This window comes from Persicobacter psychrovividus, from assembly GCF_036492425.1.
GTDB classification, from domain to species: domain Bacteria; phylum Bacteroidota; class Bacteroidia; order Cytophagales; family Cyclobacteriaceae; genus Persicobacter; species Persicobacter psychrovividus.
On the sequence record NZ_AP025293.1, the window covers coordinates 1,026,030 to 1,050,345 of the forward strand.

The following is a 24,316-nucleotide window of genomic DNA, read 5'->3' on the forward strand; positions in this document are numbered from 1 at the left end:
TTGATCAGCTTCCTTCCATAAAAAATTGGTGGTAATTGATTAAATCAAACTAATCAATACTTTATAGGAGACAAAGCAATTGTTTAATTGTCCTCTTTTTCAAGATGAATGTTTACTTGCTGTGGGAAGAAAGCTTGTCAAGCATAGGTTGTCCATCATTTTTTGACCATGATTTACATGATTAGAAGGATGATCACGATTTCTGCGACATACCTTTTTTTACAGCCCACAATCGATAATCGAGAGGAAAATATTACTTTTGCAAAATGTTTAAGAATAAGCGCTATTACTATCTGATTCAGTTACAATACCTCGGTTACCGTTATCATGGCTGGCAAAAGCAGCCGAACGTAAAAACCGTTCAGCTGATGGTCGAAAGGACTATCCGCTATGTGCTGGGTCATGATGAATTTAAAATATTGGCTTCGGGCAGAACCGATGCGATGGTTTCGGCGAATGAGGCGGCGATTGAGCTGTTCGTCTGGGAGCCGTTGGAGGAAGATTTTCTATCTACACTGAATACCAACTTGCCGAGTGATATTCGGGCAACGAAAGTGCAGCAGGTGGATGAAAAGTTCAATGTGATTCAGGGATCAAAACTGAAGGAATATATCTACTTATTTTCTTCTGGCGAAAAAAATCATCCTTTTGCCGCACCTTTCATGGTGTATGTGGAACAGGAATTGAATGTGGAGAAAATGATGGAAGCAGCCAAGTGCTTTCAGGGGGTACATAACTTTCAGCGATTTTGCTACAAGCCAAGTCCCGAGACGATTTTTGAGCGCACGATTGATTTGTGTGAAATCGTAAAAAATGACCTTTACACAGCGAATTTTTTTCCTGAAAATAGTTACCTCTTAAGGGTACAGGGCAAAGGATTTATGCGCCATCAGGTGCGACTGATGATGGGAGCGATCTTTGCAGTAGGGAAGGAGAAGCTGACGATTGAGCAGTTGAAGGAAGCCTTGAAGGGCGGCGACAATCAGCCTGTTTCCTACATTGCGCCAGCTTCGGGCTTGATGTTGAATAAATTGAGTTTCGACGAGGTATAGGGTCAAGCCTATGTGCTTGATCAGAATGTAATTTTCACATCAACCTTCAATCAAACAAAACAAAAACCACAGCAGAATATCATCATGGGAAGAAAGGTAGAAGTACTTGCTCCAGCAAAAAATATAGAGGTGGGTCGTGCGGCGATCCGTCATGGCGCCGACGCAATATATATTGGTGCCGACAAGTTTGGGGCGCGTTCGGCAGTTCCAAATACGGTGCAGGACATTGAAAATCTGGCGAAATATGCGCATCAATATCATGCACAGGTATTCGTTACGATGAATACAATATTGTATGAAAACGAATTGGAAGATGCCCGAAAACAGGCTTGGGAGCTATATGAGGCGGGTGCGGATGCATTGATCATTCAGGACATGGGATTGCTGGAGATGGACTTGCCACCGATGCCTTTGCATGCAAGTACGCAGACGCATAACTATGATTTGGATCGCATTAAGTTTTTGGAGAATGTGGGTTTGGATCGTGTGGTTTTGGCACGTGAGCTGAGTTTGATGCAGATTGAGGAAATCCGCAAACAGACCCATGTTGAATTGGAATATTTTGTGGCCGGTGCACTTTGTGTTTGCCTTTCGGGACAATGCTATATGAGTAATTCGATCGGTAGCCGTTCGGCAAACCGCGGTGCCTGTGGGCAGCCTTGTCGTTGGCCGTATGATTTGGTGGATGCCAACGGGATGAAGATTGCCGAACAGAAGCATTTGCTGTCGTTGAAAGATCTGAACCTTTCGGATCATGTGGAGGATTTGATTTTGGCGGGGGTGGATTCGCTCAAGATTGAAGGGCGTATGAAGGATGAGACTTATGTAAAAAATGTGGTGGGTAACTTCCGCAAGAAGGTGGATGCCGTTTTGGAAAAACACCCTGAGATTGTTTCGGCAAGTGATGGAAAGGTAAGCACTACTTTTGAGCCGGATCCTGAGCGCACGTTCAACCGAACGTATACGACTTATTTCTTTGAAGAACACCGCCCGAAGCGATCGTTGATCAATGAGGATACGCCAAAGGCGATGGGTAAGCCGATGGGCAAGGTTTCCAAAATCAAGAACAAAAGCATTTTGCTGAATTCTGAGTTTGATTTTGCCAATGGTGATGGCCTTTGCTATATCAAGGATGATGGTGAACTTGGCGGAATGAAAATCGAGACCGTGGGGCAAGACGGTTGGCTGAATTTGTCAAATGTGGCTGGTTTGACTGAAGGCACAATGATCTACCGTAACCACGATCAGGATTTTGTTAAGCAACTCAATGGCGACCGTACCACAAGAAAGATTGATGCAGAACTGACGGCTTCCTTTGGTGACAATCAGGTGCATTTATCCATTGCTGATGTACATGGTCATGAAGCGAGATTGACTTTCGATCAGGCGTTGGAGCCTGCCAAAAATATGGAAAGAGCCGTAGCAGGTTTACAGAAATCCTTGAAAAAATCGGGGGATTCTATTTTTCAGATTACACAGGTGAATTTACCGGAAGAAGTGCCATTTTTGCCTTCGGGAGCTGTGAATCAGATGCGCCGTGATTTGTTGGAGGCCTTGTTGGAGGTTCGCCTGAATGCACATCATCGGGAGGAGAAAGTTTTTGAGCCAAACGACGTTCCTTATCCAAAAAGAAAATTGGATCATCATGGCAATGTGATCAATAGCCTTTCAAGAAAATTTTACGAGCGTCATGGTGTAAAAATCATCGAGGACGGCTATGAAATTCGGGAGGAGGAAGACCGCCAAAAATCGCGACTGATGACCACCCGCCATTGTCTGCATTATCAGATTGGGATTTGTCAGTTCCATGAGAATTTCACCACACCGCCTGTGGGTGTTGAAACGCCGTTATTTTTGGAACATGGCGAGCATCGTTTCCGCCTGAAGGTGGATTGTAAGGCTTGTGTGATGAAAATCGAAAAAGCGGATTAAATATTAAGGTGGCGGCAGGGCATGCCCTGCCGCCATGTATGTTTCATGCCCTGCCAATACATCAATTATTAATACTTCGTTTGTACCAAATTGGGGTTTGCCAATATCGGGCGTTGTGGAATAGGATACCAAAACTGTTTGTCGCCGGCAGGAACGGTTTTTAAGATTTGAACATCATCATTCACCGCCCCATCGACCAAACGGACGAGCGTAACAGGCTGGCCGTGGCGTCGGAGATCAAACATGCGGTGCCCCTCATAAGCGAGTTCTTTTCTTCTTTCAAGGTACACGTCGGTGGTGTCGCCCGTGGCAGGGGTAGCCCTGTTGGGGTTGGTGTACCTGTTTTTACGAATTAGATCAATAATTGCCGCTGCAGCAGTATTGTCCCCTAAATGCGCCAATGCCTCAGCTTTGTTCAGCAGCACCTCAGAATAGCGTAAAATTTTTGGGGAATGCAGGGCTGTTACTCCCTCTTGCTGGTCGAATTTATAGATATATTTATATCCCGGTAAATTCACGGAATCAATGGTAACAAAGAGGCTTTTGCGGATGTCGCTGTTATCATATAAATCGACAAATTCTGGATTTGCGGTATAAGCGCCATAGCCCGTGGTGCCGTCGAAGAAATAAACATACCCAAAATTGTTTGACCCACGACTCTGAACGGGATCCACTGCAATTTCAAAAATGGTTTCTATATTACTGGCTTTGCTTCGAAAGTAAGTTGGATAGTTTGTGGTATCCAGAAGGGTAACGCCCTGCACCGCATCAGCAGCATCTATCACTTTCTGATAAGCTTCTGCTGAGGGCATTTCATTGGATTCTACCGCCATGAACAGGTACAGGCGAGTCCTCAAGGCCTCCACGGCATTTCTCGATGGGAAATTGACATTATCAGTATTGGTAATCAGGTTGAAAGCGGAATCCAAATCAAGCTCGACCTGCGCATACACCTTTGCGGCATCCACATTTGGCATATTGTTGCCCAATGCCTCGTCAAGGTCGATTGTGGGTTCCGTGGCAATAGGTACATCACTGTAAAACTTGACCGCATCGAAGGTGGCCAGCGCCCGCAAGAAATACGCCTGCCCCCGAATATTACCATCGGTGTTAGGGTTATTGATGATCTGGTTGGCATTTTCTATGGCCTGATACATGGGGTCGTAGGTACTTCCTCCTGAGATGGACATGGCTTCGAATTTTTCCATCCTGGATTCAAACTCAAAACGCCCACCAGTATTAATACCCTGAACAATATCGTCGGTACCTACATCCGCAAGCACATAGGCATTTCTTCCATAATAATCGATGGAATACATATTTGAAAGTACCCCAGCAAGTTGATCCTGTGGGTATTGCGCTGCAACATCCACGGGTACTGCAAAATCCGGTTCGGTGTCCAGGTTGCAGGAAGTGAGCGACATGGCGCCCAAAACAAAGGTACAGAGGAGTATATTTTTTATTTTCATGGTCGTGATTGGATTAAAAGTTAACATTCAGGCCACCAGTAATGACAATCCCTTCAGGGTATTCAAAAGAATTATAACCGTCGAAATCTACGGTGGTTGGCGTATAGCCTGTGTAGTTGGTCAGAATCCAGAGGTTTTGCCCTGACACATACACCCGCACCTTTGAGAGGCCAAGGCTGCCAATCCATTGGTCGGGCAGGGTGTAACCAAGCGTAATATTCCGCAGGCTCAGGAAGTCACCATCTTCCAAATATCTTGTGGAAGTGGAGGTGCCCCCACGGCTGCCAAAGCGTGGGCGGAAGGCCGTTTGCCCAGGGTTCGTCCAACGATCTTCACGGGCAGATACCACCTGATTGAAAAATCTTGTGCCATCGGCATCATTAAAAGTTCGTGTTCGGTTATAGATTTTATTCCCCGTTTGGAAGGTCAGCAGAAATGAAAAATCCACTCCATAGAAGTTAAATTTATTGGTCATTCCACCTGTGAATTTTGGTAACGGACTGCCCGCATAAATTCTTTCCGCCTCCGAATAATTAGTGGTGGCCACACGGCCGTTCGGGGCAAAGAAGAGGCTGTTGCTGTTATTCACTTCCGAGGGAGTAATTGGTGTTTGTTCATTTACATACCAGGCAGGATCACCATTGGCAGGGTTGGCACCGAGCCACTCAGGCATATAAAAGGTGTAAATACTTTGTCCTTCTTCAATGGTGTTAAATGAAGTCCGTATTGGAGCAATACCATCCAAAGAGGTTACCTCGTTATCATTCAGGGAAATGTTGAAATCAGTTTCCCAGGTGAAATTTTCTTTTTCAATATTATTGGCCGTGATCGTCAGCTCAATTCCTTTATTGACCAAAGAACCTGCATTTTTAGTGACCGTTACAAAGCCATTCTCTCCAGCAAGTGGCACCTGTAAGAGGAGGTCACGGGATTTTTCATGATAAAAATCCACCGTCATTTTTACCCTTGATTTAAAACCAATGTCAAAACCTACATTTGCTTTTTCTTTGACCTCCCAGGTAAGATCCGGGTTGGCGATTTGAAAATGCGTAGATGCCGGCTGACCGTTGTACACGCCGTATCGGTAAAGCCCGCGTGAGGCGAAATTACTGATGCCGTTGGCATTACCTGTTGTACCGAAAGAGCCTCGGAGTTTCAGCTGGCTGATGACCTCTTTGCTGAAAAATTCTTCGTTATCAATAATCCAGCTGGCACCAACGGAGAAGAAGTTACCATAGCGGTTGTCGGAACCGAACCTTGAGGAACCGTCGCGACGGAATGAACCCGAAAGGTAGTATCGCCCATCGTAATTATAAGTTACCTGAGAAAGGATCGAGAAGAATTTATAGGAGTCTCCGCGGCCATCTGCGGTAAATTGCTGTGTGGTGGCCTGCAATACGTCAAGGGGAATCGGTAATCCACTTCCACCGACGGTAGAAAAGTAAATATCAGCATCCTGAAACTCCGTACCGAGCAGTGCGGTGAAGTTCCCTTTACCGATGGCCGTTTCATAATTCAGCAGGTTGGTGGTGGTGAAAACGCCGTTCTGCGAATTGGTTTCATTGATACTTCCGGCGGCATTAGGATCGAAACCATCAGAGGTGGTTGGCTCAAAATATTGGGTCAGCCTCGCGATTTCCAGTCGGTAGGAATTGGTCGAACGGAAAGAAATCCCATTCCAGATATCATATTCCAACTTTCCGGAGATTCCTCCCCACAAAGATTCTGTCAGTCTTTTATTCAGTGGGGTATCGTACACGAAGTTTGCCGTAATCGGTGTTACAGGCGTGGCAGGAAGCCTGGTGTATAAATTTCCGTTGGCATCATAAGGGCTGTTCACGGGAGCCTGGAAGTAGGAGCCGAGCAGTGGAGAGCTGAACAGTCCACCACTGGAGGCGTCATTCTGAAATGATTTAGCGACATCGATACTAAAGCTGAGTTTTAGCTTATCTGTGGCTTGATTATCCACATTCAATCGGCCGGAATACCTTTTAAAGTCTGAGCCGATCAGAATCCCCTCCTGATCAAAATAACCAATAGAGGTGAAGAATTTCGTTTTCTCATTTCCGCCTTTTGCAGAAATCTGAAAATCCAAAGTATGTCCCGTACGGAAGGCCAAATCCTGCCAGTCGGTATCTATACCATTATAATCTGCGGCATTCAGTCCGAAAAAATCGATATACTGCGCAGCATTCATCAATTCGAATTTACCGTCATATTTTCGGGATACCCCTGCGGCCAAGTTCGCCGAGAAGGTGGTCTCTCCCGCCTCTCCCTGTTTGGTGGTAATCACAATCACCCCATTGGAGGCACGTGCACCATATAAAGCAGTGGCTGCGGCATCTTTCAGAATCCTGATGTCAGCAATATCAGAAGGGTTGATATTGGCCAGCGGGTCACGTTCTGACTGTTGATTACCGGTAATGACTTCATCAGAATCGATGATCACCCCATCAATCACATATAGAGGGTTGGTAGCGCCATTGATCGAGCCTACGCCACGAATCCGTACATTGGTTTTTGCACCAGGCTGCCCGGTGGAAGCCTGAATCGCCACACCGGAAGATTTCCCTGTCAGGGTTTGTGAAACGTTTGGCGTAACAATGTCTTTTACATTATCAATCACGGGTACGCTGGTGGATTTGTCCACTTTGGTATACCCGACAATAACCACATCTTCGAGTTGTTTGGCATCAGCCCCCATCTCCACATTAATCACCAGCTGGTCGCCCACTTTAATGTCTTGGGTGGCCAGGCCGACGAAGGAGAATTCCAATATCAGGTCGGGGTCATTTTTAGGAATCTGAAAGGAGTAATTTCCATCAATATCTGAAACCGTACCTGTGCTGGTTCCTTTAATCAGGACGTTCACTCCGGGCAGGGTTTCACCTTCTTCATCAGTGATTTTTCCTGAAATCAGGCGGGTTTGTGCCCAGGCAGAAAGTACGCCGAGCAACAGCAGAAAGGTAAACAGTAGTCTTTTCATCAATATGGTATTTATCTTCAAAGGTTGTTTGTCCGATATTTTGCAGCGTCCCTCCATCGTGAAAACTACGGCAAAAAGGGGCAAAAAAGTACGGGTTCACCTTTCTAACCCGCTTGATTTATCCTTGTTCAAAATTTATGATTCCTTGTTGCAAAAAAATGTGAAGCGTCTTGGAGGCCTGTTGATCACCCGAAAAGCAGGGGGGTGAAACTGTAATTTTGGTTATCTTTGCGTTTGAATTGATTTAATTTTATGATTAGTTTAATTTTTCCTATTTGTGTATAGGGTTGCTGGAAGCATACTTTTTTAGCGGGACGAGATTTTTCCTGAAAATTAATGCTTCCAAACTTCAGTGCAGTTACATTGCATTTTCGGCCACTACCTTTATTGCGCGTAGGAAACCAAAACGATTTTATTTTAAGCTTATGTCAACAAATAAACACGCCATGATGCGTTATCAGATTATTGATGATGCACTGAATGGAGCAAGAAAGTACAATAGGGAGCAGCTGTTGCGCCATATTATTGAAAAGATGCAGGAAATGACGGGGGATCATGATTTCTCTATTAGCAAGCGGCAGTTCCAGAATGACATTAAGGATTTGAAAGCGGGGGTTACGGGGAAGCCGGCGCCTATCAAATTCAACAGGTCGAAAAATTATTATGAATATACCGAGCCCGATTATTCGATTCGTGAGGGAAAGCTTTCTTCGCGGGATCAGGAGGCGGTGAAAGAGGCGATCGAATTGCTGGAGCAATATGGCAGTTTTGAGTCGATGAAAGAGTTGCGGAACATCACGAAATTGCTCAAGGAGACGTTTAAAGTTTCTGTGGAAGAGGAGCGTCCAACGATTGTTTTTGAGCAGGTGGATTTGAAAGGTATTGAGCATTTGTCGGGGCTCAATGATGCCATTAAACATAAACAGGCACTTGATATTACATATCAGTCCTTCAACAACCCGATGGGGCAGACCCATCTTTTTTACCCTTACCTGCTCAAGCAGTACAATAACCGCTGGTTTCTGATAGGCAATCTCGATCAGTATCCGGGCGATTTGACCATCTATGCCCTTGACCGCATTATTGGGTTTTCTATTAATGCCTGCTCTTTCCGCGAGCCGCAGGGGATTACCGACATCAATAGCTATTTCAACAACCTGATCGGCGTAAGTCTGGGCAAGGGAGAACCTATTGAGGAAATTGTGCTGAAGTTCAGGAATAAAAGGGGCAATTATGTACTGACCAAAAAGTTGCACAGCTCGCAGGAAGTGGTGGCACAGGAGCCCGAGTCGCATTCGCTGACCATCAAAATTAAGGTGCATCCCAACCTCGAACTGCTTTCCAAGATTTTTGAATTTGGGCAGGATGTAGAAGTGCTTTCGCCCCTGAGCTTACGGGAACGGATGAAGAACAGTCTTGAGGTAGCTCTTTCTCATTATCAGTAAGCGCGTGTTTGAAACTGAAATTTGCAGCGAAAATTTGGCGCATTACAGAGGTGATGAAGCGTCATTTTGGGAGAATTGCAGCAGTATTGTTGATCAGTAATGCAAAGATCAATACCTATATTCCGAATTTGCAGGAGGATAACAAGTTTTAAACAGGGGCAAAGTCGGTTTTTTAGATGCTAAGGCGGTATTGTCAAGGAGCCGCAGTAACTTGCTTGCAATTCAGGCAATTTAATTTAAATTGTCTCTTTGTAAAACCAATTCAATTATGGCATTTGAAGAGTCCAATTCCTTTGATTTTCCCCGAGTAATAATCGGAAATTTACCCGCACCAGACACTGCTCCCGATGTGGAATACATGACCGTAACGTCGGATCCGGCTTGTATTGTTCGGGTAGAGTGTTTGGATGACGAGGATGCCGAAACGCTCAAACCTGAAGGGGCGGCGGCCATCTTTAATTATGAGGGGGTAGTCCCTTATTTTTTTCATGTGATTCGTTACTTTTCAGAACCTATCACAGACGATGAACTTCAGTTTCTGTTCCTGAGGAATATGTCGGAAATATATTTCAGGCACCTCAATTCGCAGGAAGATTATATCGATGAGGTGCTCGATGCCAACGACACACTTTTTCAGGAAATCTATGAGGAGTTTTCCGAAAATGAGGAAGAGGAATTTGAGGTGGAAGAGCAGGCCCATGACCTGATGCTTGTCGGTCGTATTGCCCGCCCTATTCTTGCTGAATTTGGGGCGCAGTTTGAAAATGATGAACAGTTTTTTGACCTGCGGATAACGTTGCCCGAAGATTTACTGGTGGCGGCCAAGGCCTACGATGAGATTGATCAGAAAAAGTATTTCTATTACAAGCTGAAATTTAAAGATCAGGACTTTGAGCCTTATCTGTCTAAAAGTGATGATGCCAAGCGTTTTAGTACGTGGGATGTCAGTGATATGGCCATTTATGATCAACCCTTGCTGGAGTCGCTTTTGATCGAACCCTTCAAAGAGAATGCGCTCTTCATGGGTTATGAAGAGAAGACCATTGCGCTGTTTGATCAGGATCATTTTTATTTTGCCGTTGGCGGTGGTTTTTTGGGGATTGATAACAGAACCAATGAGCTGATTTATGTCGATACCATTGCCCGGGCCGCATTTTTCAAAGCAGAGCAGACAGCCACGGCTGTTGCAGAGGTAATTGCCAAGGAGGAAGGCCTGAGCTTGTCGCCGCTGCCTTATTCGGCCTATTGCCTGTGGAATTTACCCTATTGCGGACCATTAAAGATCAATGGTTATTTCACGACCCTCGTTGTGGAGCAGCAGCTGTTGTTATTTCATAAACAAAATCCACAATTTGTAGTGTTGCCGCATTACGACGGGAAAATCACTTTTTCCATTACGGTGGAGGATATCGAATTTTTAGAACTTTTTCCGGTGGATCAGAATGAAATTATAGAATTTTATCATCAGGATATCATTGAAGCCTTCAAGAATTTTATTGAATCTTTTGGGGAATTCTTATAAATTTTAAAGTCGATATGAAATTTGTTTAGTGTTCAGCAATGATTGGCTGAAAAATTGATATTGTTAAAATAATTATAATAGCGAAGATTAAGCAATACATTGTTTTATTGCTGAAGCAATTAGATTTATATTATTTAAAACAATATCGATTATGAAAACTGTTCAAAGTACTTTCGCGCCTCAAGCTGCGCAAGAAATCAACCTGTTAAGATTAAATCAGATGGGGGTAATCTCGCTCGAAGAGGCTTATAAAATTGTGATGGACCGCAGAAAACGAAGCTTGAAAAAATGATACTTTGGGTTGAGCATAAAGGATTTGTTTTACAGTGAACTGCTTTCCGGACATCAAAAATGCGGAGTGCATCTCACTTTAAAATATCAAGCGATATACCCAAAGATATTTTCCCAATTGACACCTACTTATTGTCCCCTCCTGTTCGTATGACCGTGATATCATTCGGCTGCAGTGACCTGCAAGCACATTAAAAAGAGATGAAATTTCCGCGATAATTTATTTTTGTATATCACTAATTATTTTTTTACTTAGAAAATTATCTAAATCTCCCCATTGGTAAAAAATCACATGCGGTGTTGGGCATAAACTTCCCTTATAGTTATGTAGCACGATCAAACAAACAGTGCATTTGCTTTCCGGATTGAACCACCTTTCTTAGGAGTGCGCAATTGTAAGCCATTGTTGGTCAATGTACTGAAGTGAATGTGATGTTCGTGTCTTCAGGACATCTACTTTTTATAGAAGAGCCATCAACATCAAAATATACTTTTACCATGAATTTAACTTCCGTAATCTCAGTGTCTGATACCGACACGTTAATTGATTTTTTAAAGCAGCAATTTGAGCTTTGTGTACAAACTGATCAGGTATGCCTTGAGGAGCATTCTCTGGACTTTTTTCAGAACGACCAGCAGATTATCGGTCATACCAAAGCGGATTCTTACCATTGGATAGACTTCCTGGATTCCAATGAAGCCATCAGCAAAGCGTTTGATGCCGGATACAGCATTGAATGGCACGACAGTATTTGTGATATTGAAGGGGTTTCCAACTCGATTTTCCTCAGCCTTACCCCCCTAAAGGACTATCAGCAAGTTTGGCAACAGGATCAGCAGGACGGTCATGCGTTTTTCAAATATTTCGGGATTTCTTTCGAGGAGTTTGCCACTTTCACCATGGGTAAACTTGAAGATGCCCTGCCACATATGAGCCGGATGGATATGCTCAATTTTCTTGATTATATCGCCCCGACTCAAATTTGGCATGACTATATGGTTTATCTGACCTCTCCGGTGGGTAAAAAGCCCTTTTCCAAAGAAGAAGCAGCCTTACAACTGAAAGCTTTTTTTTTGGCAAACCAGCGCTGAGCTAAGCCTGGTAAGCGGGCAAGGAAAAATAAAATGATGTTCCCTGGTTGGGTGCGCTCTGGATGTGGATGTCCGATTGATGCAATTCAAGAATTTTCTTGACAATCGCCAGCCCCAGGCCTGCACCCATCTTTGGCTTTGAAGAGGCCACCTGTCGATATCGTTCAAAAATATACGATTGCTCCTCCACCGGAATACCTGGGCCGGAGTCTTTAATGGCAATCTGAATACCTTCCTTTGCGGCACTCACTTCCAGTGTTACTGTCCCACTTTGTGGCGTAAATTTCAGTGCATTGTCAATCAGGTTTTGAATCGCCCGTTCCACCAATTTTACATCGGCAAAAACCGGCGCCACGGGCTCATGGATGCGGAGCTCAAAAGCGATGTCTTTCTGGTTGGCCAGGACCTTATTTTTGGCATGTAAATCATGGGCAAGGTCCGTCAGCAGAAAAGGCTCTTTCTCCGGTTGCACCTGTTTGGCTTCAAGCTTGGAGTACTCGAAAAGCTGTGCCACCATACTGGTCAGTCGCTCAGAACTCTGGTGAATAATTTCCAGGAAGTGTTGTTTGTCTGCTTCCTCAATATGTCGGCCCTTCATTTGCAGGGTTTCAGTATAGCCTTTCAGAATGGCAAGCGGGGTGCGCAAATCATGCGATACATTGGCAATGAGTTCTCTTCGGATAGTATCCACAGATTTGATCCGCTCCATATCAGAAACAATTTTATCGGCCATTTCATTGAAAGAGATTGCCAGTGATTGTAAATCGTTTTCCTCGGGATGATCGATTCGGGCGGAGAGGTCACCTTCCTGAAAACGGCGTACCTTGTAAATAATTTCCCGCAGGTTTTTACTCAAAAACCAAATGGCAATGCCAGCCAGCAGGCAGGCGAAAATAATCACCAGAAGCATGGCCGTCAGTCCACCCTGAAGAAAGTAACTGGTAAAGATGCTGTTCTGGACGTGCTGTAACCGTTGGCTTTCAAAAATGATATAGACGAAGCCCTTTTTACCCTGATAATCATAAGGCGCGACAGAGAAAATGGTCTGGTTGTTTTTGTCACGCGGATTATCTCCAAGCACACACTTTTGGCCATCGGACTGTACAAATTCATAAATAGGTTTGAGGTTCACCTGCTCGGTAGGCGCTTTGGGGTCGTCGTGATCCAGCACCACAGAATAAAGGACGGTGCCGGCCTCATCAAGCAGGTAAACTTCTATGGATCGATTTACCGCCATCATTTCGTGCATAATTTCTCCAAACAATGCTTTGTTCACACGACCATCGTCGAGGAAAGGAGCGTTGTTTTTGAATTTTTCGCTGATCAGATGATCGGCCACCTTGGCATTGACCTTCTGCATACTTTCATCGAAATACCGCTCTCCGTAATAAAAACTGATGCCCATAAATGCCGCAGCAAGCAGCAGGATAATAAAAAAGACCGACAGGGCGAGTTTGTAGATCAGCCGGTTGGTAATATGTCTGGCAGGTTGACTCATAGCTCTTCATTAAATTTGTAACCGATGCCCCAGGAGGTCAGGATGTAAGTCGGCTGTGCCATGTCGGGTTCAATCTTCGACCGCAGGCGGTTGATGTGTGAATTTACCGTGTGTTCGTAGCCATCAAAATCATAGCCCCAGATGAGCTGTAACAATTCGGTGCGCGAATAATTCCGCCCGGGGTGGGAGGCCATTAAATACAGCAGGTCGAATTCTTTGGGCGAAAGCTCAATCTTTTGGGTGTTCAGTAATACTTTCCGCTTTTCAAGGTCAATGGACAAGGCCTGAAATTTCAGCTGGGTAGGTGCAAGGGTTTGAGATATTTCCTCGGAGATCATTTTCGTTCGTCGGAAAATTGCTTTTACCCGTGCGATAAACTCCCGAATACTGAAAGGTTTGGTCATATAATCGTCGGCCCCCACTTCCAGACCCAGCACGCGGTCTATTTCTTCCGTTTTGGCCGTCAGCATTATAATAGGGGTGTTTTTTGTCGCCCGTACCTTTTGGCAAATCTCCATGCCATCCATTGTCGGCAGGTTGAGGTCAAGAATAATCAGGTCGAAATGTTCCCTGAGCGCCAGTTGGCAACCTTCGAGACCATCGGAAGCAGCGGAAGTTTCGCAGTGGAGATCGTGGAGGTGAATTTTAAGCAGCTGGACAATTTGTGAATCGTCTTCAATAATGAGCACTTTCTTCATAGGTAGGGTAGTTAGCGGGTAGCGCGTTAAAATATTAGATATTAACGAAAATTGTTCTGTTATATCTTGAAAAATTAGGGAATAGACAGGTAGCTGACATTTGAACAGGTAATCAGGAGAAAAGGGGAGTTATCACAGTTTTGTGAACTTCTTGTGAGCCTTATATGATCTTCTGTTTGCACCTTGTGGGTACCAAAACAAAATAAAACCACTATGAAACTATTTTCAATGAACATGATGGCCGCAATCTGTATGGGTGGCCTCGCCTTAGCTTCTTGTAGCAGTGATGACAACGATGCCGCTCCTGCACAGTCAAACATTACCCTTTCAATGAATGGCCTTGATAATCTTGGTGATGATTTCGCTTATGAAGGGTGGCTGATTGTGGATGGCAGCCCGGTTTCCACAGGGACTTTCACGGTGGACGATGAAGGAAAGCTTTCACAGAATTCTTTTAACATCGACCGGTCAACACTGGAATCAGCGAGTACTTTTGTGCTTTCGATTGAACCAAGTCCTGATAATGACCCTGCGCCCGCGCCTACCAAATTATTTGCCGGCGATTTTGTGAACAATACCGCCGCTTTGGGAACTGCACCTGTTGGCAGCGATTTTCAGGAAGTGAATGGTAAATATATTGTGGCAACACCTACGGGTACAGGCGACGAATCTGAGAAATATAGTGGCGTCTGGTTTCTGGAAATGACTTCTGCTGGCCCTGTGGCTGGTTTGAAGCTTCCAGAACTGGCCGATGGATGGCGCTATGAAGGATGGGTGGTTGTTGATGGCACCCCTTTAACTACGGGAACATTTACTTCCGTGAATGGTGCAGATAATGCAGCGCCTTTTAGTGGAACGAATCCCGGCCCAGCATATCCTGGTGAGGATTTCCTTCAGAATGCGCCTAATGGATTGACCTTTCCTACTGATGTGAGAGGGCGTCCGGTAGTGATCTCAGTAGAGCCTTTCCCAGACAATAGCCCTGCGCCTTTTGCATTGAAGCCGTTATTTGTACAGACTCCCGACCAGGTGGATGGGTCAGTAGAAATGAAAAATTATGTAGAGGAAAGCTTCCCAACAGGAAGCGTGAGCAGAAACTTTTAAGTTTTGAAAATAGCGGCCCTCGCCAATGGTGGGGGCCGTTATTTTTTTGCGAAAATCAGATCTTCGTCAATTTGACGATCAAGATGATCAACTGCTATGCCTAAAATGTTCAGACGGGTTTCTGGGCGTTTTGCAGCGCCAGGTGTTTTCTCGATCTGAATCGCCTGTAGGCAAATTTCATTTTTCAGGTGTTGTAAAGCGAGCGATTTTGTGGTAATACTTTTCATATCTTGATTTATGATGTTCGGTGATCATAAATCAAAAAGTAATCCAAATCGGCTATTTGCTTTAAAATTTATCAGAATTATTCTGCATTTCCTTTTTTGATATTGGTCAGCTTATCGGCCTCAATAAATATTTTGTTGACAGCAGGCACCTCTTGTTTAATGGCATCTTCGATGGTGACTACCGTTTGCTCGATTTCCCTGGCAGTGAGCTCGTCCTTAAAATCAACTTCCACATTCAGTAAAACCTCCGAAGGTCCAAAGTATAAACTCAAAGGTCTTTTGGCGCTGTCCACATAAGGGTGCTTTTTAAGAATCATCTGAATCTTATCTACATTTTTAGAAGATAATCCCTCGCCGATCAGCAGCCCTTTACACTCTGCCGCAAAAAACAACGAAACACCTATCAGCAATAAACCAATCGATATGGAACCAAGGCCATCGAAGTAAACAATACCGGTAACATGTCCCAAAATTACTGAAATCAAGGCCAGCACCAGACCGATACAGGCTGCCGTATCTTCAATCACAATCGCGACCGTAGAGCTGTCTTTACTTTCCCGAAGGGCCTTGATAAATGGGAGGCCATTTGCTCCTTTTTTAAATTCCTGCAAGGCCACGCGCAATGCTGAACCTTCAAAAACCAGTGCAAGAATCAGGACTACATAATTCCAGGTGGGGTTACCGAGGGGCTTGGGCTCAATCAGGTGGTGAATGCCCTCGTACAGTGCAATTCCCCCTCCGAGGGCAAAAATCATGATCGCCACCACGAAGCTCCAAAAGAAAACTTCCTTGCCATAACCAAAAGGGTGGGCATGGTCGGCAGGTCGTTGGCTTTGTTTGATACCATACAATAATAGAACGCCATTTCCCGTATCCACAAGGGAGTGAATTCCCTCCGATAACATAGAAGATGATCCGGTAAAATAGGCGGCAACAAATTTACTGATGGCAATGCCCGTATTGGCCAATATTGCGCCGTAAATTGCTTTTTTCGATGATCCTGCCATATAATTTTAGAAGTAGGTGAGTTAGATAATAAACAAATTAAAAACTGTTGGGCACAAAAAAAAATCTCAGCAGTGATACTGAGATTTTTTTAGGAGTGTGTATTTTATTAAGCTTCCAGGACTTGTTCTTTTTGATCCGCAAAAGCCAGAAATTCTTTCAAATTGAACTTTAGATTTTTTTGCTCTCGGTCTTTGGAATAAAAATCGATAGCATTTTGAGGGAATTTAGCAGGACGCTGATCCGAGATCAACCATGCTCTGAATTCCTCCTCGGTAAAAGGACCATGCTTCTTTTGATGGCTACTGATATAGGCTTTGGCAGCCCGGTAGCTCAAGTAAGCATTTTCTTCCTCGGGATTTTCGTGAACAGTGATTGGGCGAGCCGGTTTTCTTAGGGGTGCTTCGGTATCTGTAGGAACAGAAAGAAACTCCCAAAGGTTAAACTTCTTACCCTGGCTCAAAAACAATGGTCCGTACGATTGATAAACGTTTGAAGGAAAACCCTTCGGACGGTGGTTTTTCAACCAATATTGAAATTGACTATTAGTGGTGAACTTGCCTCTTTTTATCTGATAATCAACGATAATTCGTTTGGCCTCCTCAAAGGGCATCAATTTTGAAACAGGGCCTCGCTTTTTGGCAGGTCGCCCACTTTCGTTTGGCCTGTTACTACTTCTTGCCTTACGCTGGAAGTAAAATTTTTCAGGGCCATAAATATTTGAGGGGGATTTAGAAAGGATGAATCCAAACTTGTTTTCGAATTCATCAAAATCAACAGAGGCTAAAAAATCAGTATAATCCTGCTTGGTTCTGATATTCAATACAGATAATATGTATTTGAAATCCTCCAAATTAGGATAAACCTGACGTGTAGTACGTACGTGAGGGCCGCGAATGCGACTCAAATCTATTTTATTTAACATTTTGGTAGTGTTATGCTTAGTGGCCTTTCATGTAATAAGCAAAATAATTATTCATATATACTAAATTTTTTTTAATATGTCGAGCAATAGAATGATTAATTTCATTAAAAGATTCAATTCACCTACAATCTTCTCGATTATTGATTTTTCCTACTCTTTTAGTGCCCGTTTGCAGCGACTTTATTATTTTTTGCACAAAACGGATGCGCGTCATTTAAAAACCGATTTACGGATAATGTCCCCAAATGATTATTAGTAAAAGACTATTTTATTGACAGTAAGGTGGTTTATATTAGAATATGCGAAGTATGAAAAAAGGACCAAAAAGGTGACTCATAGTTGTTTAGAATTTTATAAGTGGTGCTTTTTGAATAGGGTGGTTTTTTGATGATTGTAAGGGGTTTATCCCTCTAATATTGATTTTTGGCCTGTTTTGGGCATAAATTATAATATGTATAAATCTATAATTTGTTGCAAAGCTAAACTATATTTATCTCATTATGGTAGATTTTTTATATAAGTCTAAGGGTCTTTTTCTTTTGATTTGGCCTATCGATAGCGGGATAGATATAAAATTATAAATGATGATATTGATTTTTGTTTATGATTTGAATGGGATTTGATTGACCAAATATTATTTGAGCTTTTGACTTAAATGATTCGTAAGTTGAGGGCTGTATTTTAGGAATTGGATCTTTATAAGCATTGCGCTTCAACAAAAGTCAGGAATGTGTAAATTGCAGGCTAAATATTGTCTGATGATTTTTGACTACCAAAATATAGATCTGCCAGTTAAGGAAGTGATTCCAGCGTTGCAGCAAAAATTGAGTGCACATAATACAGTGATCCTTAAAGCGCCCCCAGGTGCAGGGAAAAGTACTTTGTTGCCATTAACCCTTCTGAATGAGGATTGGTGCCAGGGCCGTAAAATTTTTATGCTTGAACCCCGACGATTGGCCGCAAAATCTATCGCAGAACGGATGGCATACTTTTTAGGGGAGCCGGTTGGCCAGACGGTAGGCTACCGAGTGCGGTTTGATACCCGCGTAGGGCCAGATACTAAGATTGAAGTGCTTACGGAAGGCATCCTGACACGGATGCTGCAATCGGATAACGAACTGCCTGAGGCGGCCATGGTGATTTTTGATGAGTTTCATGAGCGGAGCCTGCATGCGGACCTGGCCATGGCTTTGTGTCGGGAAACACAGGATGTCCTCCGCCCAGACCTGAAGATTCTGGTCATGTCGGCCACCCTCGACATGCCCCAGCTGCAAAAAGGACTGAAAGCGCCAGTAATTGAAAGTGCTGGTCGACAATACCCTGTGGAGGTGCATTATGGAGAAGATGCCGATATTCATTTGTTGCCAGATTTGGCGGCGAGAAAAATTGTGCAGGTCGCCAATCAGCATGACGGCGATATTTTGGTGTTTTTGCCTGGGCAGGGAGAAATCCGACAGGTGGAAGAGCAGCTCAAACCTTTAGGGGGTATTTTTAGCGTGATGCCACTTTATGGGCAATTGCCTTTTCGTAAACAACAGGCCGCGCTGTTCCCGGACCGAAATGGGAAAAGAAAAATAGTACTGGCCACCTCTATTGCTGAGACCTCCTTAACTATTGAGGGTATCGGAGTGGTGATCGACAGCGGTTTCGCACGGGTCGCACAATTTGACCCCAATACGGGTTTGTCAAGACTGACCACCATTCGGCTGTCCCATGACGCTGCCGATCAGCGGGCAGGACGTGCAGGTCGACTGGGGCCGGGAGTTTGCTACCGCATGTGGAGCAGGGCAACACATGAACGCCTGCTGACGCATCGTGTTCCAGAGATCGAACAAGCGGATTTATGTGCGCTAATGCTTGATTTGGCCGCCTGGGGGATGGAGGACGCCTCGTCCCTGTTTTGGGTAAGCCCACCTCCTGCAGGCAATCTCAAACAATCACGGGAGATACTGCGAGAGCTCGAAATTATTGATGATCAAGGACTCACAACCCATGGGAAAGCCGTTCAGCGGGTGCCTTGTCATCCTCGGATTGCACATATGTTGATCCGTGCCAAGGAACATGATATTTTGCCTTTGGCCACAGATTTGGCTGCTGTGCTTGAGGAAAGAGATCCATTGCCCAAAGAGGTCGGGGTGGACATCAACCTGCGGATTGAAGGCCTTCGCAGGTTCCGGAAACAGGATGGGAAAAACCGCCGATTTGGGACGATCAATAAATTATCGGCTTCCTACCGAAAGTTGTTTTCCATAAATGAGCAAAACGGTTTGGTGGATATGTATGAGGTGGGTTGGTTGTTGGCCAATGCCTACCCTGAGCGTATCGCCTGCGCCCGCCCAGGAAACAACGCGCAGTTTCAGCTCGCCAATGGGAAAATTGCCATGATTGGCCATCGTGATGAGTTGGCGCACGAAGCATGGCTCGCTGTGGCGCATATCGATGCCCGCGAGGGGATGGGGAAAGTTTTTATGGCCTCACCGCTCGACCCGAAAGATTTAATCAATATGCTGAAGAAAAAGCGTACTGTTCGCTGGGATCATGATGAGGAGTGCGTGCAGGCTTGTGAAGAATTACGCATTGGTAGCATTGTGTTAAAATCCACGCCGCTGGCCGAGGTCGAGGAAGAAGAGGTTCAGCAGGTTTTACTGGAAGTCCTGCGTCGTGAAGGGGGGCACATGCTGAATTTTTCTGATGATGTAAAGCAATGGCAGGCAAGGGTGATGTCCTGTGCCACTTGGCACCCCGAAGAAGATTGGCCTGAAGTAAGCACCGAAGCGCTGCTTTCAACAGTTGATTCATGGCTTTCACCTTACCTTCAGGGGGTGCGTAAAGCGAAACAGCTTTATAAACTGGACCTGATGGAGGTCTTGCAGTTTTCACTTTCGCATGAGCAGCAAGGGATGTTGGAGCGTCGTTGTCCTATGAGAATAGAAGTGCCGAGTGGTTCAAAGATCAAGCTGCAATATCAGCAGGATGGGAGTTCGCCTGTGCTGGCGGTGAGGCTGCAGGAAGTTTTTGGTCTGCACGACACCCCCAAAGTGAACCACGGCCAACAGTCGGTATTAATGCATTTGCTTTCGCCAGGTTTTAAACCTGTTCAAATTACTTCCGACTTGCAGAGCTTTTGGGCAAATGCCTATTTTGAAGTGAAAAAAGACCTGAAACGCCGCTACCCTAAACACAGTTGGCCAGACGATCCGCATGAAGCCATAGCAATTAGTGGGGTGAGGCGTAAAAAAGGCTGAATTCATTAAGTTATTTAATATATAATTAAGAATATTGTATTTAGGATTCAATGTGTTCAATAAAAACACCTAAAGGGAACGTGTTGAAATAAATTAGCGTTCTAACCTCATGTCTGAATCTTAAATTCGTCATCCATAAAATGACGATATTGAACTATTAAGCAGAATAAAGAAGTATGGATAAAGGAAATAATTATGCACTGATTATGGCTGGTGGTGTCGGTTCCCGACTTTGGCCATTAAGTAAGTCTGAAAAACCGAAGCAATTCCTTGATTTGCTCGGTATGGGTCGTTCATTGCTGCAATTAACATTTGATCGCCTGGCGAAAGTGTGCCATGAAGATAATATTTATATTATCACCAATGAGCAGTATGCAGGCCTGGTACAGGAGCAGTTGCCCAATATTAGCAGTGAGCAGATTTTGGCAGAGCCAGTGTTAAGAAATACCGCGCCTTGTATCGCTTATGCAGCGCATAAAATTGCCTCAAAAAATCCTGAAGCCAATATGGTTGTCGCTCCCGCCGACCACCTGATTTTAAATGAAACCTCCTTCGTTGATGCAGTGAAATATGCTTTTAATATCACTGCCAAAGATGATGTGTTGGTTACTTTTGGAATTCAGCCTTCCCGCCCAGACACGGGCTATGGTTATATTGAATATGACAAAACCGCTGAAGGCCTGACCGAAGTGATTCAGTTTAAGGAAAAGCCAAACCTTGAAGTGGCCAAGCAATTCCTTGCAGAAGGTGGATTTTTGTGGAACTCAGGGATTTTTGCCTGGTCTGTTAAGTCGATTATCAGTAGCCTTGGAAAGAATGCGCCAGAAATCAACGGGATTTTTGAAAACATTCAGTATTATTCTTCTCAGGAAATTCCTCAGATTGCCGAAGGTTACCAAGTATGTCCTTCAGATTCGGTGGATTATGCTATCCTTGAAAAAGCGGACAACGTAAAGGTGTTACCCGTACAGTTTAACTGGTCAGATCTTGGAACGTGGAAGTCAATTTATGAAAATAAAGAATATGACTTTGATAAAAATGCGGTTCACGGTAATGTGGTAACAGAAAATACGAATAACTGCCTGATCAAAGTTCGTGATGGTAAATTGGCAGTAGTGAAAGGATTAGAGAACTTTATCGTTGTTGATGAAAATGATGTTCTTGTGATTTGCCCGAAAGATGAAGAGCAATCCATTAAAGACATATATACCAAAATCAAAGATACAGTAAATAAAAATTTTATTTAATTATATAAAAATATTGATATAAAAAAGGTCGTGTTAAGCGACCTTTTTTATTTGCCATGTAAAAAATGGAGCAAATTGAATCTTTTGCCTTTCTTGCTGAGCTCTTTGGTGTATTCTGTCAAGGGGTTGTGAGGAAAGCGTGCTGGACGATGTTTGTTCAGCCAGTCGGTGAACTCTTTACGGCTCTCAATAGGGTGATTTTTTTCCTGCCAGTTCTCGATATATTTTTTTGCTTCCTGATAATTCATCGCTGGAGCATCTTCTTCAAGTATTTCTTCAGCAGTTAATGGATAAGCAAGGTCTGCGGTGCTTTTGTCTCTTTTGGTGAACAAGGCATTAAGGGCTGCTTTAGGATCCTGAGCAATTTTTTTCTTTGCTTCATTATTAATCTGTGGGATAAAAGCATCGATTCTCGGCTCTTCAGAAGCGGAAACGACCACCTTTTTTGCAGCAGCTGGTTTCTTCTTTCGGGCAAAAGAATGGCCAAGGAAATTGGTCAGGCTGAAGCGCTGAGCAGGATATTCGGCTTTGAATGTTTTATTGACATCCAGCGGGAAGGTTTTCGGCGCAACGGTTTGTACCCAATCTTCGAAAGCGGCTTTGGATTTAAATTCGCCATGAGTGCTGATATAATCCCGGGTGAATTTTTTGGCCTCCTCGTAATTCATCATCTGCAAAGTGGAAGATTTTTTTGCAGGTTTTGCAGGTTTTGCAGGTGTGATTTTTGGCTGATTTGCTTGAGGTGCAGCGTCTTTTTTTACCGCACTGGTATTTTTAAAACCTTTGATAGAACCGTAGGCGGCGTAGGGTGATTTAGGGAGCACAAAACCCCAAAGTGACTGACATTGTGATGGCTCTGCTTGTTGATATATACGACGATAACCATCAATACAATTGATATCCAAAGTTTTCAAAATTTGTATAAAATCTGTTTTTATTGGATATATTTTTGATTTCGTTTTTATCCTTTTTTCTGAAAAATCAATAGATGCTATGGCATCCTTTACACTTTTATCTAACATGTTCTTTACTCAAACAAGTATTTTGTTGACATAAACGCACACTGTTTTAAAAATTTACGGGGACGTAAATAAGTATGCTATTAAAGAGAATTGGAATTTGTTATCCGCAAATATATTGATCTTTACGCAAAGAAGATCCTTTATGTTCGCAAGCGTAGAAGAGTTTGTGGACAATGCTCGAAATTAATTCAAATTTTGAGAAATAACTAATCAGTGGGCTGAAAATGAAGCCACAGAAAACTTTGGGCACAAAAAAAAGGAAGCCCAAGTGTGTTTGGCTTCCTTTCAATACTGTTATAAGTTTACGCGAAGATGAGACTATCCACCTTTTTCACAAAGTCGGCACAAGTAATCAGCGTATCACCCGTTCGTTCATTTTTGATCGTAACGTTGCCTTTCTTGGCATAAAGAAAGCTGCCTTCTTGTGTTTGAATGTACTCATCCTCATTAAAAATACGAATTACGCGATAAACGTCCTTCGTTGGAGGACTGATCAAGTTTACTTTTTCTTCTAAATGTAGCATGTCCCTTAAAAAATATGTTTCATGAGTAATTTAATCAAGAAAAAAGATAAGTATTATGACATTCGTTAGGAAGGAACAAGATTATAGCCACCTTTTTGAATATTGTTATTTTCGTTTCTGAATTTTACGAATATATCAATATTCAGGAGGAGCTAAAGCGTGTTCAAAACTTCATATTCACAGTAGGTGGTAAGTTTTTAAACACGCTCTTTTGAATCCGTAATTCGAGGCTTATGGCCACAAATGGGCAGGGTTTATCCTAAAGGAAGGATGGTCTTTCCGTAGGTGCCATTGATGATTTGAGCCATGGCATCATAAAATGCCAAACCGCCACAAATAATCCCAGTGATGCCTGCGGCCATGCCTATTGCTGAAATATGCGTGAAATTTTCAAGTGCTAACAGGAAGAATAAAATCGTTAAGCTGCCAAATACTCCTTGGGTGACCTTGCTGCTTTTCATCGTCGCGCCAAACATACCTGCGGTAAACAATCCCCAGATAGACAAGTATGCGCCCAAAGCGGTATGATCTGTGGCATTCACCTTGATCCCTGCTGCGGGCATCACGAAAATCGCCACCAATGAGAGCCAGAAACAGCCGTAAGCAGTAAATGCAGTGGCGCCAAAAGTGTTTCCTTTTTTGTTTTCCTGCATTCCAGCGATTACCTGCGCAATTCCACCGACAAAAATACCCATTCCCAAAATGGCAGAGTTTACATCAAACAGGCCAATATTGTGCAGGTTCAGCAAAATTGTTGTGGAGCCGAAGCCAAATAATCCTAAAGGCGCAGGGTTTGCGATGTTCATATTAACGTTTACTGCGCTTTCTAAATTTTTCATGTTCTGAAGTGATTGTTTTTAAATTGGCGCGCAAAGTATGAAAATTATATCAATTTACAGATATACGTCATGTTTTTAGTTCAATAAAAATGATACATATCAGTATGTCGTTTTCTAATGTTATCATTGCCTGAGGGTTATTCTTTTTGAGTAGGATTGTTTCTGTAAATTATATTGTTTAACTTTATTTTAC

The 24,316-nt window shown here is 43.6% G+C and carries 20 protein-coding genes; 10 read left to right on the forward strand and 10 right to left on the reverse strand.

Annotation, left to right across the window (positions count from 1 at the left end):
• Window positions 1–266 precede the first annotated feature (266 nt).
• Window positions 267–1,052, forward strand: coding sequence for a tRNA pseudouridine(38-40) synthase TruA (gene truA, locus AABK40_RS17185; RefSeq protein WP_338398290.1), 786 nt, complete (start codon window positions 267–269; stop codon window positions 1,050–1,052).
• An 84-nt stretch (window positions 1,053–1,136) separates the two neighbouring features.
• Window positions 1,137–2,984, forward strand: coding sequence for a peptidase U32 family protein (locus AABK40_RS17190; RefSeq protein ID WP_338398291.1), 1,848 nt, complete (start codon window positions 1,137–1,139; stop codon window positions 2,982–2,984).
• Between the two features lie 68 nt (window positions 2,985–3,052).
• Here AABK40_RS17190 and AABK40_RS17195 read toward each other — a convergent pair whose 3' ends face one another.
• Both AABK40_RS17195 and AABK40_RS17200 read right to left on the reverse strand, forming a co-directional pair.
• Window positions 3,053–4,453, reverse strand: a complete 1,401-nt coding sequence (locus tag AABK40_RS17195; RefSeq protein WP_338398292.1) for a RagB/SusD family nutrient uptake outer membrane protein — start codon at window positions 4,451–4,453, stop codon at window positions 3,053–3,055.
• A gap of 13 nt (window positions 4,454–4,466) precedes the next feature.
• Window positions 4,467–7,439 carry a SusC/RagA family TonB-linked outer membrane protein gene (locus AABK40_RS17200; protein ID WP_338398293.1) on the reverse strand — a complete coding sequence of 991 codons (2,973 nt, stop codon included), beginning with the start codon at window positions 7,437–7,439 and terminating at the stop codon, window positions 4,467–4,469.
• A 425-nt stretch (window positions 7,440–7,864) separates the two neighbouring features.
• Between AABK40_RS17200 and AABK40_RS17205 the strand changes: the two genes are divergently transcribed.
• From AABK40_RS17205 to AABK40_RS17225, 5 genes are all read left to right on the forward strand, one after another.
• The gene (locus AABK40_RS17205) at window positions 7,865–8,884 is read left to right on the forward strand and encodes a helix-turn-helix transcriptional regulator (protein ID WP_338398294.1); all 1,020 of its coding nucleotides are present in this window, start codon (window positions 7,865–7,867) and stop codon (window positions 8,882–8,884) included.
• A gap of 8 nt (window positions 8,885–8,892) precedes the next feature.
• On the forward strand, window positions 8,893–9,036 hold the full coding sequence (locus AABK40_RS17210) for a hypothetical protein (RefSeq protein WP_332921432.1): 144 nt from the start codon (window positions 8,893–8,895) through the stop codon (window positions 9,034–9,036).
• A 116-nt stretch (window positions 9,037–9,152) separates the two neighbouring features.
• Window positions 9,153–10,406 carry a hypothetical protein gene (locus tag AABK40_RS17215; RefSeq protein WP_332921433.1) on the forward strand — a complete coding sequence of 418 codons (1,254 nt, stop codon included), beginning with the start codon at window positions 9,153–9,155 and terminating at the stop codon, window positions 10,404–10,406.
• A gap of 151 nt (window positions 10,407–10,557) precedes the next feature.
• A complete protein-coding gene (locus tag AABK40_RS17220) occupies window positions 10,558–10,698 on the forward strand; it encodes a hypothetical protein (protein WP_338398295.1) in 141 nt (46 codons plus the stop codon).
• A gap of 497 nt (window positions 10,699–11,195) precedes the next feature.
• On the forward strand, window positions 11,196–11,789 hold the full coding sequence (locus tag AABK40_RS17225) for a hypothetical protein (protein ID WP_338398296.1): 594 nt from the start codon (window positions 11,196–11,198) through the stop codon (window positions 11,787–11,789).
• Window position 11,790: 1 nt separating this feature from the next.
• On the opposite strand, the gene AABK40_RS17230 is transcribed toward AABK40_RS17225, so the two are convergent.
• The gene (locus AABK40_RS17230; protein WP_338398297.1) at window positions 11,791–13,287 is read right to left on the reverse strand and encodes a sensor histidine kinase; all 1,497 of its coding nucleotides are present in this window, start codon (window positions 13,285–13,287) and stop codon (window positions 11,791–11,793) included.
• Window positions 13,284–13,985, reverse strand: a complete 702-nt coding sequence (locus AABK40_RS17235; RefSeq protein WP_338398298.1) for a response regulator transcription factor — start codon at window positions 13,983–13,985, stop codon at window positions 13,284–13,286. Before AABK40_RS17235 ends, AABK40_RS17230 begins: the two co-directional genes overlap by 4 nt.
• A gap of 213 nt (window positions 13,986–14,198) precedes the next feature.
• Here AABK40_RS17235 and AABK40_RS17240 point away from each other — a divergent pair, with 213 nt between their 5' ends.
• Complete coding sequence (locus tag AABK40_RS17240) at window positions 14,199–15,089, forward strand: anti-sigma factor (protein ID WP_338398299.1); 891 nt, start codon at window positions 14,199–14,201, stop codon at window positions 15,087–15,089.
• A 38-nt stretch (window positions 15,090–15,127) separates the two neighbouring features.
• Here AABK40_RS17240 and AABK40_RS17245 read toward each other — a convergent pair whose 3' ends face one another.
• The 3 genes from AABK40_RS17245 to AABK40_RS17255 form a co-directional block, all read right to left on the reverse strand.
• Entirely contained in the window at window positions 15,128–15,316 is a 189-nt protein-coding gene (locus AABK40_RS17245; RefSeq protein ID WP_332921439.1) for a hypothetical protein, read from the reverse strand.
• Window positions 15,317–15,393: 77 nt separating this feature from the next.
• Window positions 15,394–16,323: a cation diffusion facilitator family transporter gene (locus AABK40_RS17250; protein WP_338398300.1), complete on the reverse strand. Its 930-nt coding sequence runs from the start codon at window positions 16,321–16,323 to the stop codon at window positions 15,394–15,396.
• A 107-nt stretch (window positions 16,324–16,430) separates the two neighbouring features.
• Window positions 16,431–17,246 carry a hypothetical protein gene (locus AABK40_RS17255; protein ID WP_332921441.1) on the reverse strand — a complete coding sequence of 272 codons (816 nt, stop codon included), beginning with the start codon at window positions 17,244–17,246 and terminating at the stop codon, window positions 16,431–16,433.
• 758 nt (window positions 17,247–18,004) lie between these two features.
• On the opposite strand from AABK40_RS17255, the gene hrpB reads away from it, so the two are divergent.
• Window positions 18,005–20,491, forward strand: coding sequence for an ATP-dependent helicase HrpB (gene hrpB, locus AABK40_RS17260; protein ID WP_338398301.1), 2,487 nt, complete (start codon window positions 18,005–18,007; stop codon window positions 20,489–20,491).
• Window positions 20,492–20,667: 176 nt separating this feature from the next.
• Entirely contained in the window at window positions 20,668–21,738 is a 1,071-nt protein-coding gene (locus AABK40_RS17265; RefSeq protein WP_332921443.1) for a mannose-1-phosphate guanylyltransferase, read from the forward strand.
• A 47-nt stretch (window positions 21,739–21,785) separates the two neighbouring features.
• On the opposite strand, the gene AABK40_RS17270 is transcribed toward AABK40_RS17265, so the two are convergent.
• The 3 genes from AABK40_RS17270 to AABK40_RS17280 form a co-directional block, all read right to left on the reverse strand.
• Complete coding sequence (locus tag AABK40_RS17270) at window positions 21,786–22,643, reverse strand: hypothetical protein (protein WP_338398302.1); 858 nt, start codon at window positions 22,641–22,643, stop codon at window positions 21,786–21,788.
• Window positions 22,644–23,062: 419 nt separating this feature from the next.
• Window positions 23,063–23,284, reverse strand: a complete 222-nt coding sequence (locus AABK40_RS17275) for a hypothetical protein (RefSeq protein WP_332921445.1) — start codon at window positions 23,282–23,284, stop codon at window positions 23,063–23,065.
• Window positions 23,285–23,538: 254 nt separating this feature from the next.
• Entirely contained in the window at window positions 23,539–24,123 is a 585-nt protein-coding gene (locus AABK40_RS17280) for an acetate uptake transporter (protein ID WP_332921446.1), read from the reverse strand.
• Window positions 24,124–24,316: the final 193 nt, after the last annotated feature.

Excerpts from the sequence above, each read along its gene's own strand:
- truA (WP_338398290.1), top strand. The coding sequence starts at position 267 with ATGTTTAAGAATAAGCGCTATTACTATCTGATTCAGTTACAATACCTC.
- AABK40_RS17190 (WP_338398291.1), top strand. The coding sequence starts at position 1,137 with ATGGGAAGAAAGGTAGAAGTACTTGCTCCAGCAAAAAATATAGAGGTG.
- AABK40_RS17195 (WP_338398292.1), bottom strand. The coding sequence starts at position 4,453 with ATGAAAATAAAAAATATACTCCTCTGTACCTTTGTTTTGGGCGCCATG.
- AABK40_RS17200 (WP_338398293.1), bottom strand. The coding sequence starts at position 7,439 with ATGAAAAGACTACTGTTTACCTTTCTGCTGTTGCTCGGCGTACTTTCT.
- AABK40_RS17205 (WP_338398294.1), top strand. The coding sequence starts at position 7,865 with ATGTCAACAAATAAACACGCCATGATGCGTTATCAGATTATTGATGAT.
- AABK40_RS17215 (WP_332921433.1), top strand. The coding sequence starts at position 9,153 with ATGGCATTTGAAGAGTCCAATTCCTTTGATTTTCCCCGAGTAATAATC.
- AABK40_RS17220 (WP_338398295.1), top strand. The coding sequence starts at position 10,558 with ATGAAAACTGTTCAAAGTACTTTCGCGCCTCAAGCTGCGCAAGAAATC.
- AABK40_RS17225 (WP_338398296.1), top strand. The coding sequence starts at position 11,196 with ATGAATTTAACTTCCGTAATCTCAGTGTCTGATACCGACACGTTAATT.
- AABK40_RS17230 (WP_338398297.1), bottom strand. The coding sequence starts at position 13,287 with ATGAGTCAACCTGCCAGACATATTACCAACCGGCTGATCTACAAACTC.
- AABK40_RS17235 (WP_338398298.1), bottom strand. The coding sequence starts at position 13,985 with ATGAAGAAAGTGCTCATTATTGAAGACGATTCACAAATTGTCCAGCTG.
- AABK40_RS17240 (WP_338398299.1), top strand. The coding sequence starts at position 14,199 with ATGAAACTATTTTCAATGAACATGATGGCCGCAATCTGTATGGGTGGC.
- AABK40_RS17245 (WP_332921439.1), bottom strand. The coding sequence starts at position 15,316 with ATGAAAAGTATTACCACAAAATCGCTCGCTTTACAACACCTGAAAAAT.
- AABK40_RS17250 (WP_338398300.1), bottom strand. The coding sequence starts at position 16,323 with ATGGCAGGATCATCGAAAAAAGCAATTTACGGCGCAATATTGGCCAAT.
- AABK40_RS17255 (WP_332921441.1), bottom strand. The coding sequence starts at position 17,246 with ATGTTAAATAAAATAGATTTGAGTCGCATTCGCGGCCCTCACGTACGT.
- hrpB (WP_338398301.1), top strand. The coding sequence starts at position 18,005 with ATGATTTTTGACTACCAAAATATAGATCTGCCAGTTAAGGAAGTGATT.
- AABK40_RS17265 (WP_332921443.1), top strand. The coding sequence starts at position 20,668 with ATGGATAAAGGAAATAATTATGCACTGATTATGGCTGGTGGTGTCGGT.
- AABK40_RS17275 (WP_332921445.1), bottom strand. The coding sequence starts at position 23,284 with ATGCTACATTTAGAAGAAAAAGTAAACTTGATCAGTCCTCCAACGAAG.
- AABK40_RS17280 (WP_332921446.1), bottom strand. The coding sequence starts at position 24,123 with ATGAAAAATTTAGAAAGCGCAGTAAACGTTAATATGAACATCGCAAAC.